18 protein-coding genes are annotated in these 15,781 nt (G+C 62.4%); 17 read left to right on the top strand and 1 reads right to left on the bottom strand.

The features are described from left to right. Positions 1 to 40 precede the first annotated feature (40 nt). The 5 genes from B5F28_RS10260 (at position 41) to B5F28_RS10245 (ending at position 4,477) form a co-directional block, all read left to right on the top strand. Positions 41 to 1,441 carry a peptidoglycan D,D-transpeptidase FtsI family protein gene (locus B5F28_RS10260; RefSeq protein ID WP_247643468.1) on the top strand — a complete coding sequence of 467 codons (1,401 nt, stop codon included), beginning with the start codon at positions 41 to 43 and terminating at the stop codon, positions 1,439 to 1,441. Then, positions 1,438 to 1,572 carry a hypothetical protein gene (locus tag B5F28_RS15310; RefSeq protein WP_275532620.1) on the top strand — a complete coding sequence of 45 codons (135 nt, stop codon included), beginning with the start codon at positions 1,438 to 1,440 and terminating at the stop codon, positions 1,570 to 1,572. The genes B5F28_RS10260 and B5F28_RS15310 overlap by 4 nt, the downstream gene beginning before the upstream one ends. Continuing rightward, the gene (locus B5F28_RS10255; protein WP_087295803.1) at positions 1,569 to 3,077 is read left to right on the top strand and encodes a recombinase family protein; all 1,509 of its coding nucleotides are present in this window, start codon (positions 1,569 to 1,571) and stop codon (positions 3,075 to 3,077) included. The genes B5F28_RS15310 and B5F28_RS10255 overlap by 4 nt, the downstream gene beginning before the upstream one ends. A 108-nt stretch (positions 3,078 to 3,185) precedes the next feature. After that, entirely contained in the window at positions 3,186 to 3,881 is a 696-nt protein-coding gene (locus B5F28_RS10250) for a hypothetical protein (RefSeq protein WP_087295802.1), read from the top strand. A gap of 47 nt (positions 3,882 to 3,928) precedes the next feature. Further along, positions 3,929 to 4,477, top strand: a complete 549-nt coding sequence (locus B5F28_RS10245; protein WP_087295801.1) for a hypothetical protein — start codon at positions 3,929 to 3,931, stop codon at positions 4,475 to 4,477. Between the two features lie 118 nt (positions 4,478 to 4,595). On the opposite strand, the gene B5F28_RS10240 is transcribed toward B5F28_RS10245, so the two are convergent. Further along, positions 4,596 to 4,943 (bottom strand): helix-turn-helix domain-containing protein, encoded by a 348-nt coding sequence (locus tag B5F28_RS10240; protein ID WP_087295800.1) that lies wholly within the window; start codon positions 4,941 to 4,943, stop codon positions 4,596 to 4,598. A gap of 172 nt (positions 4,944 to 5,115) precedes the next feature. Here B5F28_RS10240 and B5F28_RS10235 point away from each other — a divergent pair, with 172 nt between their 5' ends. The 12 genes from B5F28_RS10235 (at position 5,116) to B5F28_RS10180 (ending at position 15,723) form a co-directional block, all read left to right on the top strand. After that, complete coding sequence (locus B5F28_RS10235; protein WP_247643467.1) at positions 5,116 to 6,117, top strand: helix-turn-helix transcriptional regulator; 1,002 nt, start codon at positions 5,116 to 5,118, stop codon at positions 6,115 to 6,117. A gap of 59 nt (positions 6,118 to 6,176) precedes the next feature. Continuing rightward, positions 6,177 to 6,917: a copper homeostasis protein CutC gene (locus B5F28_RS10230; protein WP_087295798.1), complete on the top strand. Its 741-nt coding sequence runs from the start codon at positions 6,177 to 6,179 to the stop codon at positions 6,915 to 6,917. 263 nt (positions 6,918 to 7,180) lie between these two features. Continuing rightward, positions 7,181 to 8,014, top strand: a complete 834-nt coding sequence (locus B5F28_RS10225; protein WP_087295797.1) for a PRD domain-containing protein — start codon at positions 7,181 to 7,183, stop codon at positions 8,012 to 8,014. Positions 8,015 to 8,107: 93 nt separating this feature from the next. Next, positions 8,108 to 8,602 carry a PTS sugar transporter subunit IIA gene (locus B5F28_RS10220; protein WP_087295796.1) on the top strand — a complete coding sequence of 165 codons (495 nt, stop codon included), beginning with the start codon at positions 8,108 to 8,110 and terminating at the stop codon, positions 8,600 to 8,602. Positions 8,603 to 8,620: 18 nt separating this feature from the next. Beyond that, positions 8,621 to 10,234: a phosphoenolpyruvate--protein phosphotransferase gene (gene ptsP, locus B5F28_RS10215; protein ID WP_087295795.1), complete on the top strand. Its 1,614-nt coding sequence runs from the start codon at positions 8,621 to 8,623 to the stop codon at positions 10,232 to 10,234. Between the two features lie 4 nt (positions 10,235 to 10,238). Next, complete coding sequence (locus B5F28_RS10210; RefSeq protein WP_087295794.1) at positions 10,239 to 10,496, top strand: HPr family phosphocarrier protein; 258 nt, start codon at positions 10,239 to 10,241, stop codon at positions 10,494 to 10,496. Between the two features lie 106 nt (positions 10,497 to 10,602). Then, the gene (gene nagE, locus B5F28_RS10205; RefSeq protein ID WP_087295793.1) at positions 10,603 to 12,045 is read left to right on the top strand and encodes an N-acetylglucosamine-specific PTS transporter subunit IIBC; all 1,443 of its coding nucleotides are present in this window, start codon (positions 10,603 to 10,605) and stop codon (positions 12,043 to 12,045) included. 258 nt (positions 12,046 to 12,303) lie between these two features. After that, a complete protein-coding gene (locus B5F28_RS10200; RefSeq protein ID WP_087295792.1) occupies positions 12,304 to 12,510 on the top strand; it encodes a 4Fe-4S binding protein in 207 nt (68 codons plus the stop codon). Then, a complete protein-coding gene (locus B5F28_RS10195) occupies positions 12,507 to 13,157 on the top strand; it encodes a 4Fe-4S binding protein (protein WP_087295791.1) in 651 nt (216 codons plus the stop codon). The genes B5F28_RS10200 and B5F28_RS10195 overlap by 4 nt, the downstream gene beginning before the upstream one ends. Before the next feature lie 3 nt (positions 13,158 to 13,160). Next, positions 13,161 to 13,454 carry an ArsR/SmtB family transcription factor gene (locus tag B5F28_RS10190; RefSeq protein WP_087295790.1) on the top strand — a complete coding sequence of 98 codons (294 nt, stop codon included), beginning with the start codon at positions 13,161 to 13,163 and terminating at the stop codon, positions 13,452 to 13,454. An 81-nt stretch (positions 13,455 to 13,535) separates the two neighbouring features. After that, positions 13,536 to 14,474 (top strand): penicillin-binding transpeptidase domain-containing protein, encoded by a 939-nt coding sequence (locus tag B5F28_RS10185; protein ID WP_087295789.1) that lies wholly within the window; start codon positions 13,536 to 13,538, stop codon positions 14,472 to 14,474. A gap of 154 nt (positions 14,475 to 14,628) precedes the next feature. After that, positions 14,629 to 15,723, top strand: coding sequence for an FtsW/RodA/SpoVE family cell cycle protein (locus B5F28_RS10180; protein ID WP_087295835.1), 1,095 nt, complete (start codon positions 14,629 to 14,631; stop codon positions 15,721 to 15,723). The last annotated feature ends 58 nt before the right edge of the window (positions 15,724 to 15,781 follow it).

Below are 15,781 nucleotides of genomic sequence, written 5' to 3'. Positions count from 1 at the left end.
CCCTTCGACTCATATAAATGAGCGAAGGGGGGCGATTTTTTTGCAAAAACAAACACCGCAGGCCGCCCAGGACCGGGGAATGAAGCTTCGCACCCGGTTGGCGGCCGGTTTTTTTGTGGCCGTGTGTTTTTCCACTCTGGTGGGGCGGCTTTGGTATTTACAGATCCATGAATACGATTTTTATGCCCAGCGGGCCGCGGACCAGCAATTGCGGGACAGTGTGGTCCCCGCACCAAGGGGCGACATCCTGGACGCAAACGGTACCCCGCTGGCGGTATCCGCCAGCTGCTGGACCATCCGGGCAGTGCCCCGGGAGATGGCGGACGAGGATGTGGCCGAGGCCTCCGCCGCGCTGGCGCAGCTGCTGGAGTTGGACGAGGCAGACGTGCTGGAAAAGCTGAGCCAGCGCAAAAGCAACGACGCGCTGCTCAAGCGCCGGGTGAATCAGGAAACCGCCGACGCGGTGCGTGCCGCCTGCCTGGAGAACGACTGGCAGGGCATCCTCATCTTGCAGGACACCAAGCGCTGGTACCCGGAGGGGGATTTTGCCGCCAGCCTGCTGGGCTTCACCAACGTGGACAATCAGGGCGTGGCCGGGCTGGAGCTGGAATACAACAGCCTGCTCACCGGGCAGGATGGCCGGGTGCTCAGCGCCAAGAACGCCTGGGGCTACGATATGCCCACCGACTACGACACCTATGTGGAGCCGGTGCAGGGCAACAGCCTGAAGCTCACGGTGGATGTGAACATCCAGCATTATCTGGAAAACTACCTCTCGGCGGCGGTAAAGGAATACAATGTTTCCGCCCGCGGGGTGGGCATCGTGATGGAGGTGGACACCGGCCGCATCCTGGCCATCTCCACAAAGCCGGACTACGACCCCAATGAGCCCCGGGTAATTCAGGACGAAACGGTGCGCGCTCAGGTGGATGCCCTCACCGGCGAGGCGCGGGCCCAGGCCCTCACCCTGGCCCAGCAGACCCAATGGCGGAACAAGGCGGTGAGCGATCTGTACGAGCCGGGCTCAGTGTTCAAGCTCATCACCGCTGCCGCCGCACTGGACGCGGGCGTGGTCACCACTGGCGACAGCTTTTTCTGCGGCGAGTCCTACGGGGTGTCGGGGGTACACTTTCACTGTGCCAACCGCAACCAGCACGGGCCCCAGAATCTGGCCCAGGCCCTGCAGAACAGCTGCAACCAGAGCTTTATTCAGATCGGTCAGCGGCTGGGCAAGGAGGCCTTCTGCGATTACTTCGCAGCCTTTGGCCTGCGGGAGGCCACCGGCATTGACCTGCCCGCCGAGCCCGCCAAGAGCGAGTTTTACACCGCTGACCGGATGGGTCCGGCGAATGGTTTGACCAAAACGCCGCATGCCCGGTTCCCTCAGTGCATAGAATGGCTGCAAAGGCAGCAAAGCGGAAAAGGGGGAGAGGCGGTATGAAGCGGCAGCCGGAGGCGGAGCTGATCTTTGCGGAAAACGGCCCGGCTCTGGAGGAGCTGGTCCGGCAGATTCTTTGCCGGAGCGCTGCGCTCTGGCAGGAGGAGTGGGAACAGGAGGAGGGAAAGCGATGAGCGAGCCCATTGCCCTCTACCTGCGCCTGAGCGCGGCGGACGGCGAGGGCGGCGAGAGCGGGTCCATTGCCAACCAGCGGGCCTTTCTGCACCGGTGGGCCGACGAGAACGGGTATCGGGTGGTGGCGGAATTTCAGGACGACGGCTACACCGGCACCGACTTCGACCGGCCGGGCTTTCAGCGGCTGATGGCTCAGCTGCAGAGCGGCCGCATCCGCTGCTTTGCCACCACCGACCTCTCCCGTCTGGGGCGCAACTGCGGCCAGGCGCTCACTCTGGTGGAGGAAACCTTCCAGCGGCTGGGGGTGCGCTACATCGCGGTGAACGACGGCTACGACACCCGGACCGCCAGTCGGGAAAGTCTGGACCCCAGCGTCTTCAAATTTCTGCTCAACGAGCTGTATGCCAAGGATTGCAGCGCCAAGGTGCTGCGGGCCAAGCGCACGTTGCAGCGGGAGGGAAAGTTTCTGGGCGGGCAGGCCCCCTACGGCTACCGCATCGACCCGGCGGACAAATACCACCTGCTGCCGGAGGAGGACACCGCCCCGGTGGTGCAGCGCATCTACCGGCTGTTTCTGGCTGGCCAGACGCTGGGGCAGATCGCCCGGCGGCTGGAGGCGGAGGGCATCCCGCCCCCGGCGGCCCGGCGGGCAGGGCGGGATGGAGGCCGGTGGAGCACCGCCACCCTGCGGCGCATCCTGACCCTGCCCACCTACCGGGGCGCGCTGACCCAGCATGTGACCGAGATGACCAGCTACAAGGTCCACACCCGGCGGGCGGTGCCGCCCGAGCAGTGGGTGGTGTGCGAAAACGCCCACCCGCCGCTGGTGAGCGGGGAGGAATTCCGGCAGGCCCAGTGTTTGCTGGGCAACCGGCGGTACACGGGGCAAAAAGCGGAGCATCCGTTCAGCGGCCTTGTGTTCTGCGCCGGGTGCGGGGGCCGGATGTACCCCCATCGGGTGGGCCGCTATTGTTATTTCATATGCGGTACATACGCCAAAGACCCGACCCGCTGCACCGCCCACCGGTTGCGGGAGGATAAACTGGAGCAGCTGGTGGCCGGTCAGCTGCGGCCCCTGCTGCAAGCGGCGGCGGACCCGGCCCAGCTGGCGGCCTGTTTGCAGGAGCAGCTGCGCCCCGACCGGCCGGACCCGGCCCGCCTACAGGCCCGGCTGGACCGGCTGGAGGCCCAGCGCCGCCAGGCCTACGCCGACCGGCTGGAGGGCCTGATCGGCGCGGGGGAGTACGCGGCGGCAGCTGCCCGGCTGCAAAGAAAGCAGGAGGAGCTGCGCCGCCAATGGCAGGCTGCGGACCAAACGCCGTCGGGCCCTTCCCGGGACTGGCTGACCCGGCGGGTGGAGCGTCTGCTGGCACTGGAGCAGCCGGACCGGCCCCTGCTGGGCCAGCTGCTCCGGGGGATTTTTGTGCAGGAGGATGGCCGGGTGGAGCTGCGACTGGCCTTTGCTGCGCCCGAATCAAAAAGAAAAAACGCCGTAGGCTCCTGAACGGGAGCAGACGGCGTGATTTTTTTGAAAAAATGGAAGAATATGGACAGGGCCCTGTCCATCGCTGCCGTTATACTGAAACAGTGACCAAAACGAGGGGGGAAGCCCATGTGTGATGTTTGGACCGGGCAGCGGAACCGGCCGCTTCGGCTGCTGGCGGTGGAGCTGGATGAGCAGGGAGAATGGGTCGCCCGGGAGACCAGCGGCCAAACGGAAAAGCGCCCGTTTTTGCTGATGCAGGCCAGCGCGGACCCGGCAAACAGGGCGGAGCTGCTCTATCTGACGGTGGAGATCGGGGCGTATCCGAAGGTGGCGGCGCTGGCCGAATGGGCACAGCAGCAGGGCGCGCTGGTGCTGTGGAATCCGGGCGGACTGAAAAATGCCCGCGTTCTGCCTGCCCGCGGCTGTGTTGTTTTGCAGAGTGCGCTGCGCCCGGAAGAGGAGCAGAGCGCACTGCATGAGCTGTTTTGCACCCCCGGCATGACCACCACGCTGGATCGAAAAACGCTTCTGCAGCGGCTTCGGGCGGCTTCCCGGGCATCGCTGGCGATGGCACAGGCCAGCGGCGACGGGAAAAATCGCAGGATCGCCGCCAGTCTGGCTGCACAGGGCTGGCAGATGCCTAAGGAAGGAACCGTGGTGGTGAGCATCGGGGCCAGTGTGGATTGCCGGCTGGAAGAGGTGATGGAGCTGTGGCACGGAACGGTAAAACGGACCCGGGGTATGGAGATGCTCTGGGGGTCTGCATTCGATATGAAACAGCCGGACAGTCTGCGTCTGGTGCTGCTAACGGCGGAGCCGTGAGCTGCCCGCCGCTTTCGCGCTTTGCCGCCTGGCTGGAGCATACCGGAATGACCGAAGCGGAGAAGGCGGACTGCCTGCTTCGGGCCCGGCAAGGATTCGATCAGGGGGCACAGCTGCTTATGCTGGGTGGACCGCGCACCGAGGAACGCTTTCTGCTGCGGGTATTGGGAGCAAAGCGAGCCCGAAGCCGAGGCCCATGGCAGCTGGGCAGCTGGCGGTTTTGGTCCTGCCCGGCGGGACAAAACCGGCGGGAGTTCCGGAAATGTTTTTTAAACAGGGACGGCAGTTCGAACCCAAAACGGCTGGTGATCCTGTTTGCCGCTTCCGGCCGGGGAGGCAGGCTCCGGGCGATGCAGGTCTGGCGCAGAGCCTGTGCGGGGGATGAGGCTCTTATGGGGGGAATTCCGGCGCTGCTGATTCAAACCAGCCGGGCCAAGCGGTCCGGGCTGCGTGGGTTCCGCCGCCAGGAAAACAGCGAATGGCGTTTGCAGCAGGCGGCAGCGGCCTGCCTGGGGCGGCAGGTGCCGGTGTTCACAGTGACCGCCAGCGGCAGGGAAAGGCTCTGGTATCAGCTGATCAAAAATCTGAACGAATAGCGCAAAAGCGCGGATGCATGCCGGCTGGCTGCATCCGCGCTTTTTGCTGTACTTCAGAATATACTTCACGTGGATATATGTGTGTCCACATGAAAGCGTAGCATAAGGAAAACACTGCTCAGGAATCCAGAAGTGCCAGAGCATCATCCACCAGACGGGCCACTGCCTGGGCCTGGCGAGAGGTGAGCTGCCGCATTCGGTCAGCCACGTGCTGGATGGCGGCGGCGTTATCCGCCTCCTCGTCCGGTCCGGCCAGAAACAGCTCGGCCAGGCTTACGCCCAGTCCGCTGCAGACCCGGGCCAGGGTGTATACGGTGGGGCAGCGCAGACCGCGCTCCACATGGCCCAGAAAGGCTGGGTTCATGCCGCACTCCAGAGCCAGCTTTTCCAGGCTCATGCCCCGTTCCGTGCGCAGCTGACGGATGCGTGCGCCTACCTGCTGTGCGATCGCTTTGCTTTCAGCCATGTCTCTCTCCCTTGTTTGTATATTTTGATTGTGTTTTCTTTACTTTAGTGTATTTGAAACCTGTGTTCAAATTAGTATTGATATTATGGACTATATTGAAAAGTATTAAGTTGACATGTATACTAAAATAGAAAATAATAACAAGTTTTGTTTTACCACGGGAGGGAATGGCGTGAACGATACCGGCGTGGCCCGCAAGCAGCACCGGCTTCTCAGCCTGCAGCAGGAGCTTCTGGCAGGGCGGGTGATCAACAAAAAGGAATATGCCGCCCGCTTTGGTGTGACCGAAAAAAGCATCCAGCGGGACCTGGACGACCTGAAGGCATTTTTTGCCGAAGGGCGCGACGGCCGGGAGGTGGTGTATAATCCCCAGATGAAGGGGTACCGCCTCACCCGGCAGGAGCCCACCAGCCTGACCAACAGCGAGGTGCTGGCCGTGTGCAAGATCCTGCTGGAAAGCCGTTCCATGGTCAAGGAGGAGATGTTCCCCATCCTGGATAAGCTCATCCAGGGCTGTACCCCGGCGGCGCAGCTGCAGCAGGTGGTGGCGCTGATCCAGAATGAGCGGTTCCATTATGTGGAGCCTCACCACGGCCGCCGGTTCATCGAGTCGCTCTGGCAGCTGGGCACCGCCGTGAAGGAGCAGCGGGTGCTGCGCTTTCGATACAGCAAGATGGACGGCACCCTCTGCGACCGGGTAGTGGAGCCGGTGGGCATCCTGTTCAGCGAATATTATTTTTATCTGGCGGCATTCATTCGGGGCATCGACCGGCAGGAATATTTCGACAATCCCCAGGACAAAAGCCCCACCATCTACCGCATTGACCGGATCAGCGGCCTCCAGGTGACCGACGAGCATTTCCGGGTGCCCTATAAGGACCGGTTCCAGGAGGGCGAGATGCGAAAACGCATCCAGTTTATGTATGGCGGCAAGCTGGAAAAGGTGCGTTTTGTCTACACCGGCCCCAACCTGGAGGCGGTGCTGGATCGGCTGCCCACCAGCCGGGTGGTGGGGCACGATCACCGGGGCTACCCCATTGCGGAGGCCGAGGTGTTCAGCGGCAACGGGCTGGATATGTGGCTGAAAAGCCAGGGCGACTGGGTGGAGCTGGAAAAAAGCGGGGAGGAGAACACGGCTTCCGCTTGCTCTGACCCGGCGCATGGTGTACAATAACCCCAAACCACCGCCCCGGCGCCTGCCGGACCGGGGCCAAGCGAAAAGGAGTTAATACCATGGAACATCTGCTGGAGATCTGTGTGGATTCGGTGGAATCCGCCCTGGCCGCCCAGGCGGGCGGCGCCGACCGTCTGGAGCTGTGCGGCAATCTGATCATCGGGGGCACCAGCCCCTCCATCGCGCTGGTGCGCCAGGTCATGGACCAGGTGCACATTCCGGTGAACGTGCTGCTGCGGCCCCGCTTCGGGGATTTCTGCTTCACCCCCGCCGAGCAGGAGGCCACCCTGTGGGAGATCGAGCAGTGCCGCGCCCTGGGCGTGAACGGCGTGGTGCTGGGAGCCCTGTTGCCCAACGGCGCGCTGGACAAGGAATTCCTGGCCCGCTGCGCGGCTGCCGCGGGCGGTCTGCACCGCACCCTACACCGGGCCTTCGACGTCTGCCGCGATCCCTTTGAGGCACTGGAGGATGCGGTGGAGCTGGGCTTTGATACCATTCTCACCTCCGGCCAGCAGGCCAAGGCCGAGCAGGGAATTCCGCTGCTGACCCAGCTGGTGCAGCGGGCCGATGGCCGGGTGAATATTCTGGCGGGCAGCGGCGTGAATCCCGGCACCATGGAAAAGCTGGCTGCCGCCGGCGTGCGTCAGTTCCACTTCTCTGCCAAAAAGGCGGTGGAAAGCCCCATGACCTTCCGCCGTCAGGGCGTGCCCATGGGCCTGCCTGTGGCGGACGAGTACCTGCGGGAATACACCGACCCTGCTCTGGTGCGGCAGGCAAAGGAGCTGCTGGCCAGTTTGTAAGTCACGAATCCTACCAAATTTCAAGACATGAATTGCACAAAATCAAAAAAGAATGTTTGTGCAAACAACAGAAAAGAATTCGATTCTATGGAAAAATATTGACAGTTTGTGAACAGGTTGGTAAGATTTAGCTGACAAGAACAGTGGGTTGTTACTGTACGGCAGGCAAGACCATATTCAAACGTATCTCTTCCGCAGCATGCGGGGGAGCGCTTTGAATATGGTTTTTTTATTGCCTTGGCCGGGGCGAGAGGAATGTGCGAATGAAGGTATTGAAATCCATCAACAATAATGTTGTGTCCTGCCTGGACGAAAACGGCCAGGAAGTGATCGCCATGGGCCGCGGGCTGGGGTTCTCCCTGCGCAGCGGCGATGAGCTGGATGAAGCCAAAGCAGAAAAGCTGTTTCGCATGCAAACGCCGGACGAGGCCCGCCGCCTGACCGACCTGTTTTCCACTCTGCCGCCGCAGCAGATCGAGCTGTGCAGCCGCATTGTGGACCGGGCCACCGAAGACCTGGGCCGCAGGCTCTGCCCCAGCGTCTACCTAACCCTCACCGACCACATCTGTTTTGCCATTGAGCGGCTGCGCCAGGGTACCGTGTTCCAGAACACTCTGCTGGCCGAGGTCCGCACCTTCTATCCCCGGGAGTACGCTCTGGGCAAATACGGCCTGGAGCTGCTGCAGCAGGAGTTGGGCATCCGGTTCCCGGACGATGAGGCTGCCAACATTGCGCTGCATCTGGTGAACGCGGAGTATGAGAACTCCATTAAAGACACCCTGCGCATCACCCAGACCCTGCACGATGTGCTCACCAGTCTGGCGGGCTGGCCCCGGCTGGACCTGGATCAGGAAAGCGGCTTTTACGACGAATTCACCGTTCATCTGAAATTTCTGGTGTTCCGGGCCTTTACCGGCCAGGAGCAGACCCAGAGGGACCCCCAGTTCGTGGAGGCGGTGCGCCGGTGTTACCCGGAGGAATTCCACTGCGCGCAGCAGATCGTGGAAGGACTGGGCAGGCGCAGCGGCACCAAGCTTCCCGCGGAGGAAGGAGCCTATCTGGCTGCCAGCCTGCACCGCACCTGCAGGAAAGTTTGAGCGCGGCGACGCGTAAGCATAATTAACATACCTCGAGCATATTTCGATTTTGTATAACACAAGCAAGATCAAGGAAAGGAAGGAACCATTATCATGGGCATTTTCGACAAACTGTTTGGCAAAAAATCCAGCGACATCACCCTGGGTGCGCCGGTGGCCGGCGAGGCCGTTCCCCTGAATCAGGTGAGCGACCCCACCTTCGGTGAGGAGATCCTGGGCAAGGGCGTTGCGGTGAAACCCACCAGCAACCGTGTGGTCGCTCCCTGCGACGCCACCGTGGACCTGATGTTCGACACCGGCCACGCGGTGAGCCTGAAGGCAGACTGCGGCGCTGAGGTGCTGATCCACGTGGGCCTGGAGACCGTCTCCCTGAAGGGCGAGCACTTCACCACCCACGCCAAGACCGGTGACCACGTGACCGCTGGTCAGCTGCTGATCGAGTTCGACCGGGAGGCTGTTGCCGCCGCCGGCTTCGACACCATCACCCCCATGGTGATCTGCAACACCGCAGATTACAAGGAAGTGAACGCCCACACCGGCGCCGCCGTGAGCGAGGGCGATACCATTCTGACTCTGGTCAAGGAATAAGAGAGGAGCACAAACGCAATGCGTGAGGGTACCGGTAGACCCGTATTTTCCGGCGTGGCCATCGGCCGTGCCTATGTGTACCGCCATCAGCAGGCGGAGCTGCCCGGCTCCTGCGGCGATGCCGCCGCCGAGCAGAAGAAATTCGACGAGGCCCGCGAGACGGCCCGCGCTCAGCTGACCGAGCTGTTTGAAAAGACCAAGCGGGAGATCGGCGAGGAGCAGGCCATGATCCTGGATGTTCAGATGATGATGCTGGACGATCTGGACTATCTGGAGGGCGTGCAGGACATGATCGCCGGCGGCGCAAGCGCTGCCCAGGCGGCTCACGAGACCGGCGACGCCTTCAGCGCAGCCTTTGCCGCCATGGACGATGCCTACATGCAGGCCCGCTCGGTGGACGTGAAGGACATGGCCACCCGCCTGGTGAACATCCTGTGCGGCGGCAAGACCGGCTTCTCCATGGAGGAGCCCGGCATCCTGGTGGCCGAGGACCTGACCCCCAGCGAGACCGTGCAGCTGCCCAAGGATAAGATCCTGGCCTTTGTGACCCGCCAGGGCTCTTCCAACAGCCACACCGCCATTCTGGCCCGCATCATGAACATTCCCTCTCTGGTGCAGGCCCAGATCACCCTGGACGACGAGCTGGACGGCAAGCTGATGATCGTGGATGGCTTCGAGGGCCACTACTACATCGAGCCGGACGAGGCCACCCAGGCTGCCATGGAGAAAAAGCGGGACGAGGCTCAGGCATACCGCCAGCAGCTGGAGGCCTACCGCGGCAAGCCCACTGTCTCCAAGAGCGGCCGCAAGCTGAAGCTGTTCGCCAACATCGGCAACCCGGACGACGTGAAGTACGTGCTGGAGGGCGACGCCGAGGGCGTGGGCCTGCTGCGCAGCGAGTTCCTCTACCTGGGCCGCGACACCTTCCCCACTGAGGAGGAGCTGTTTGAGGCTTACCGCAAGGTGGTGGAGGGCCTGCAGGGCCGCCCGGTGGTCATCCGCACCCTGGACATCGGCGCCGACAAGCAGGTGGATTACTTCGGCCTGGAGCACGAGGAAAACCCCGCCCTGGGCTACCGTGGCATCCGCATCTGCCTCACCCGGGAGGATATCTTCCGGCCGCAGCTGCGTGCCATTTACCGGGCCAGCGCCTTCGGCCCCGTATGCATCATGTTCCCCATGATCATCTCGGTGGACGAGGTGCGCCGCATCAAGGCCTTCTGCGAGACCATCAAGGCGGAGCTGACCGCCGAGGGCATCGCCTTCGGTGAGGTGGAGCTGGGCATTATGATCGAGACTCCCGCCGCCGCGGTGCTCAGCCGCGAGCTGGCCAAGGAGGTCCAGTTCTTCAGCGTGGGCACCAACGACCTGACCCAGTACACCCTGGCCATCGACCGGCAGAACGCCAAGCTAGATGAGTTCTACGATCCTCATCATCCTGCGGTGCTGGCACTGCTGCGCATGATCGCCGAGAACGCCCATGCCGAGGGCATCTGGTGCGGCATCTGCGGCGAGCTGGGCGCGGATCTCTCCCTGACGGAAACCTTCCTGGAAATGGGCTACGACGAGCTGTCTGTATCGCCCGGCCGGGTTTTGGAACTGAGAAAGAAAGTTTGCGAAAGCGAGGTATAATCTGATGAAAGAAATCAAACATGTGATCGCCGATCCTCTGGGCCTGCATGCCCGTCCCGCCGGCCTGCTGGTGAAAGAGGCCGCCAAGAACGCCTGCAACGTGACCGTTGCGGTGAACGGCACTGCCGTGGATGCCAAGCGCATCATGGGCGTGATGAAGCTGGCCGCCAAGCAGGGCATGGAACTGACCCTGACCTTCGACGGCGCTGACGAGGAGGCTGCGGCTGCCTCCATGGCCGAGTTCCTGAAGGCCAACCTGTAACTTTGGGCAAAGGGGGGTGGCCGTGGGCCGGCCACCCCTGTGCTGATAACCCGGGTTCTCCGGCATTCTGGCCGGGCCCGCGATCTGTGTTAGGAGGAATTTACTTATGATGCGATTTTTGCAACGCTTGGGCAAGTCTTTGATGCTGCCCGTGGCCTGCCTGCCGATCGGCGGTATTCTGATGGGCATCGGTTACTGGATCGACCCCTCCGGATGGGGCGCCAACAGCCTGCTGGCCCTGCTGCTCATTAAGGCCGGCGGTATTCTGATCGACAACATGGCCATCCTGTTCGCCCTGGGCGTAGCCATCGGCATGTCCAAGGATCAGGAAGGTACTTCCGCACTGGCTGCCATCATCTCCTGGCTGACCGTGCAGACCATGCTCGGTACCAGCGTGGTGCAGCTGATCCTGGGCGCTGACGCCACTGTTCCCGCGGCGTTCGCCAAGATCAACAACCAGTTCATCGGTATCCTGTGCGGTCTGATCGCTGCCGGATGCTACAACAAGTTCTACAAGACCAACATGCCCGACTTCCTGGGCTTCTTCGCGGGCCGTCGTTTCGTGCCCATCATGACCGTGCTCACCACTCTGGTGGTCTGCATCCCCCTGTACTTCGTATGGCCCATCGTTTACGGCTTCCTGGTATGGGTCGGCGAGAGCGTGCTGGGTCTGGGCGCTGTGGGCGCCGGTATCTACGGCTTCCTGAACCGTCTGCTCATCCCCATCGGCATGCACCACGCTCTGAACAGCGTGTTCTGGTTTGACGTTGCCGGCATCAACGATATTGGCAAGTTCTGGGGCACCATGGAAGGCGGCGTTCTGGGTCAGACCGGTATGTACCAGGCTGGCTTCTTCCCCGTCATGATGTTCGGTCTGCCCGGTGCTGCTCTGGCCATGTACCACACCGCCAAGGACAAGAAGAAGAAGGTTACCGCCGGCATCCTGCTGTCCGTTGCCCTGTGCTCCTTCCTGACCGGTGTTACCGAGCCCATGGAGTTCTCCTTCATGTTCCTGGCTCCCGCTCTGTACGTTGTTCACGCTCTGCTGACCGGCCTGTCCGTTGGCATCGTGGCTGCTCTGCCCATCCGTGCCGGCTTCAACTTCAGCGCCGGTTTCGTTGACTGGTTCCTGAGCTTCAAGGCTCCCTTCGCCATGAACTCCTGGCTGCTGATCCCCATCGGCCTGGTATTCTTCGTTCTGTACTACGTGATCTTCCGCGTGCTGATCACCAAGCTGGATCTGAAGACCCCCGGCCGTGAGGACGACGACACCTCTGCCGAGATGAACATCGAGCTGGGCAGCAGCAACTACGCTGCCATGGCCGCTGCCATCCTGGAAGGCGTTGGCGGCGCTGAGAACGTGACCAGCGTTGACAACTGCATCACCCGCCTGCGTCTGGAGGTCAAGGACCGCCTGCTGGTGGATGAGAAGAAGATCAAGGCTTCCGGTGCCGCGGGCGTGGTTCGTCCGGGCAAGACCAGCGTTCAGGTCATCATCGGACCCAAGGTCCAGTTTGTGGCTGACGAGTTCAAGAAGCTGGTCAAGTAAGCATCTGTTCCCCTACGTGGGGCGCTGAGCCGCGGCTGCCTGGGCCCACAAGGCAGGCCGCATCCGCCCACCCCAACTTCATACAAGCGGTCAAGGCCGCATCCCTGCCAGGCAGCGGATGCGGCCTTGACCGCTTTTTTGCGCAGGGCTTGACAAAAGCGGTAAATTCAAATATATTAGTATTTGCTTAAATACTTAAACGAAAGGCGCGGCCCGGGCCCGGCATCGGCATCCGGGGTGCGCGGCAAGGGGGAGCATATGCCGTCAAAACGTTACGCCCGGGTGGACCGGGACTACTGTGTGGCCTGTGGCTGCTGCGTGAAGGTGTGCCCGATGGATGCCATCGCCGTGTGGCACGGGGTGGAGGCCCGGGTGGACGAAGCCCGCTGTGTGGGCTGCGGCCGCTGCGCAAAGGAATGCCCGGCAGGGGCCATTGAACTGAAGGAAAGGGGGATGCAGCCGTGAAGAAGCAGCAAAAGCATTGGTACGATTATCTGTGGATCGTCACGCCCATCTACCTGGCGCTGGGATTTTTCAACATTCTGTTTGCCTGGCTGGGCATGATCTTCTTCTGCCTGCCGCTGTTCATCGCCATCTTTGGCGGCAGCAAGCTTTACTGCAACCGCTTCTGTGATCGGGGGCAGTTTCTATCGCTGCTGGGCGGCAGACTGAAGCTCAGCGCCAACCGGCCTACCCCGAACTGGATGCGCTCCAGGTGGTTCCGGTACGGCTTCCTGGTTTTCTTTTTCGCCATGTTCTTCCAGATGCTCTGGGTCACTTATCTGGTGGGCTCCGGCGCGCAGAACCTGAGCGAGGCGGTCAAACTGTTCTGGACCTTCCGCCTGCCCTGGGACTGGGCCTACAACGGCGAGGCGGCGCCCTGGGTGGCTCAGTTCGCCTTCGGGTTCTACAGCCTGATGCTCACCTCCAACCTGATCGGCTGGATCGTGATGGCACTGTTCAAGCCCCGCAGCTGGTGTGTGTTCTGCCCCATGGGCACCATGACCCAGCTGATCTGTAAGCTGCGCGCCCCCCGGGAGGACGGCGGACAGACTGCCTGCTCTGTCAACGGATGCGCGGGCTGCGCCGGATGCGGCAAAAAGGAGGCGTAAACCATGCGGGAACAGGCACAGCGGATTGCGGAGCTGATGGGTCAGCTGGCCAATGAGAACCGGCTGCTGATCCTGTGCGCCCTGCTGGAAAAGCCCATGACGGTGGGCGAGCTGGCCGGGGCGGTGCCGGGCATCAGCGGACCGGCGCTTTCGCAGCATCTGCAAAAGCTGCGGGCGGGCCAGCTGGTCCAGGCGGAAAAACAGGGCCAGTTCGTGCGCTACTCCATCAAGGATGAGCGGCTGTATGCGCTGATGGCGCTGCTGAAAAAGGAGTATTGCAGCGAAACCGGTTTATAATTACATTATTAAAAGCGGCGGGAAGCGGAAAAACTGCTTCCCGCCGCTTTTTTAGTCAAATGAAACCATCGGACGGGTCCGGTGGAGCTGGCAAGCTGCGCTTTTGGCCAGTCCAGCAAGATCACGCCCATCCAGGTCATCACGGCGGTGAGCGCCATCGTGAACGGCGGCAAGCTGATGCAGCCCTACGTGGTGGAGCAGGTGGTGAGCCCGCAGGGGGATGTGGTGCAGCAGACCGAACCCACCGTGAAGCGGCAGGTCATCAGCGCGGAGGCCAGTGCCACCATGTGCCAGCTGATGCAGAGCGTGGTGCTGGAAGGGGGCGGCAGAAACGCCTATGTGGCGGGCTATGCGGTGGGCGGCAAATCCGGCACCAGCCAGAAGCTGGACTCGGAGGATGAAAAAGCCCGGGTGGCCAGCTTCATCGGGGTGGCTCCCATCGAGGACCCGCGCATCGCAGTGCTCATTGTGCTGGATGAGCCCCATACCTATACCACCAGCGGCGGTACGCTGGCGGGCCCGGTGGTGGCCCGGGTGATCGAGGACACTTTGGAATATTACGACACCCCCCGCAATTACAGCCAGGCGGAGAAGGAGCGGATGGAGGCATCCGTGCCGGATACCACCGGCAAGAATGCGGAGCACGCGGTGGCTCAGCTGCAGGAAAGCGGCTTTGCGGCCAAGGTTCTGGGCAGCGGCGATTCGGTGGTGGAGCAGTACCCGGCCGCCGAGCAGACCATGCCCCGGGGCAGCACGGTGCTGCTGTATACCGAGGAGGGCATGGAGCTGCTGGCCACCCAGGTGCCCGCCACGGACGGCCAGAGCCTGACCCAGGTGCAGGCCAGCCTGCAGCAGGCAGGGCTGAACCTGCAGGCGGTAGGAGCGGTGCAGAGTGAGGCGGCGGTGGCGGTGAGCCAGAGCCTGCCGGCGGGGGAGAGCGCGGTCATGGGCACGGCGGTCACGGTGGAATTCCGGGACCCCACCACCCCGCCGGACGGCGACGATGTGCAGCCGGAATAGCAGACGGCGCGCCGGTCCATACTGCCACAAAACGAGCCGAAAAAAGGAGGAATGCTCCATGGAGCAGATCCGGCAACACCGGGGCGGGCAGCAGGCCGATCCCGGGCCGACCAAACGTTTTTTCCGGGAGCTGCTGGGCTACCGGCTCCCGCCCATGGACCTGCCCTTTCTGGTGCTGGTTCTTACGCTGGTAGCCTTCGGGCTGGTGATGCTGTACAGCGCCAGCTATGCGGTGGCCCTCTACCGCCGGAATGACGCCTTCGCCTACATCCGGCCGCAGCTGCTGTTCGCGGCGGTGGGGCTGATCGCGTTGTATCTGGCCAGCCGGGTGGACTACCACATCTATCACAAGCTGGCCTGGCCCATGCTGGGCCTTTCGCTGGTGCTGCTGGTGGTGGTGCTCTTCATGCCGGAATACAACGGCTGCAAGCGGTGGATCGTGCTGCCCGGCCTGGGCACCCTGCAGCCCAGCGAGATCGCAAAATTTTCCGTGATCCTCACCTTCAGCCACATCATCTCGCTGAACCACCAGCGGATGAAGCGGTTTTCGGTGGGAGTGCTGCCCTTCGCCGCCATTCTGGGGGTGCTGGCGGTGCTCATGCTGCTGGAGCCCCACCTTTCCGGCACTCTGCTGCTGTTCGGCATCGGGGCGGTGCTCATGTTCGTGGGCGGCACCGGCATGCGCTGGTTTGCCCTGGCGGGCGGGCTGGGCGTGGCGGCCATCGCCGGTGCGGTGATTTTGCTGCCGGATCTGGTGCCCTACGCGGCGGACCGGCTGTCCAGCTGGATTGACCCCTTTTCCGACCCGCTGGGCGATGGACACCAGACCATCCAGAGCCTGTATGCCATCGGCAGCGGGGGAGCCACCGGTCTGGGGCTGGGCAACAGCCGCCAGAAGTACCTGTATGTGCCCGAGCCCCAGAACGATTTTATCTTCTCCATCCTCTGCGAGGAGATGGGCTTCATCGGGGCCTGCCTGGTGATTCTGCTGTTTGTTCTCCTTTTGCTGCGGGGGGCGGTGATCGCTCTGCGCGCGCCGGACAAATTCGGCGCTCTGCTCACAGTGAGCTTTGTGGTCCAGGTGGTGATGCAGGCGGTGCTGAACATGGCGGTGGTCACCAACACCATCCCCAACACCGGCATCAGCCTGCCCTTTTTCTCCTCCGGCGGCACCAGCCTGATGATGCTGCTGGGCGAGATGGGAATCGTGCTCTCGGTGAGCAGGCAGGGCCTGCAGGAAAAATATTAGACGGCCACTTTTTCTCGACAGAAAAACTTTCTCTGCTTTTTTCACATCAAAACCCCCG

This window comes from Gemmiger sp. An194 (assembly GCF_002160145.1).
Classification (GTDB): domain Bacteria; phylum Bacillota; class Clostridia; order Oscillospirales; family Ruminococcaceae; genus Allofournierella.
The sequence above is the reverse complement of the archived record's forward strand: the minus strand, read 5'-3'. Positions and strand labels throughout refer to the sequence as shown.

Coding starts and splice junctions, on each gene's coding strand:
- B5F28_RS15310 (WP_275532620.1), top strand. CDS start 1,438: ATGAAGCGGCAGCCGGAGGCGGAGCTGATCTTTGCGGAAAACGGCCCG.
- B5F28_RS10255 (WP_087295803.1), top strand. CDS start 1,569: ATGAGCGAGCCCATTGCCCTCTACCTGCGCCTGAGCGCGGCGGACGGC.
- B5F28_RS10250 (WP_087295802.1), top strand. CDS start 3,186: ATGTGTGATGTTTGGACCGGGCAGCGGAACCGGCCGCTTCGGCTGCTG.
- B5F28_RS10245 (WP_087295801.1), top strand. CDS start 3,929: ATGACCGAAGCGGAGAAGGCGGACTGCCTGCTTCGGGCCCGGCAAGGA.
- B5F28_RS10240 (WP_087295800.1), bottom strand. CDS start 4,943: ATGGCTGAAAGCAAAGCGATCGCACAGCAGGTAGGCGCACGCATCCGT.
- B5F28_RS10230 (WP_087295798.1), top strand. CDS start 6,177: ATGGAACATCTGCTGGAGATCTGTGTGGATTCGGTGGAATCCGCCCTG.
- B5F28_RS10225 (WP_087295797.1), top strand. CDS start 7,181: ATGAAGGTATTGAAATCCATCAACAATAATGTTGTGTCCTGCCTGGAC.
- B5F28_RS10220 (WP_087295796.1), top strand. CDS start 8,108: ATGGGCATTTTCGACAAACTGTTTGGCAAAAAATCCAGCGACATCACC.
- ptsP (WP_087295795.1), top strand. CDS start 8,621: ATGCGTGAGGGTACCGGTAGACCCGTATTTTCCGGCGTGGCCATCGGC.
- B5F28_RS10210 (WP_087295794.1), top strand. CDS start 10,239: ATGAAAGAAATCAAACATGTGATCGCCGATCCTCTGGGCCTGCATGCC.
- nagE (WP_087295793.1), top strand. CDS start 10,603: ATGATGCGATTTTTGCAACGCTTGGGCAAGTCTTTGATGCTGCCCGTG.
- B5F28_RS10200 (WP_087295792.1), top strand. CDS start 12,304: ATGCCGTCAAAACGTTACGCCCGGGTGGACCGGGACTACTGTGTGGCC.
- B5F28_RS10190 (WP_087295790.1), top strand. CDS start 13,161: ATGCGGGAACAGGCACAGCGGATTGCGGAGCTGATGGGTCAGCTGGCC.
- B5F28_RS10180 (WP_087295835.1), top strand. CDS start 14,629: ATGGACCTGCCCTTTCTGGTGCTGGTTCTTACGCTGGTAGCCTTCGGG.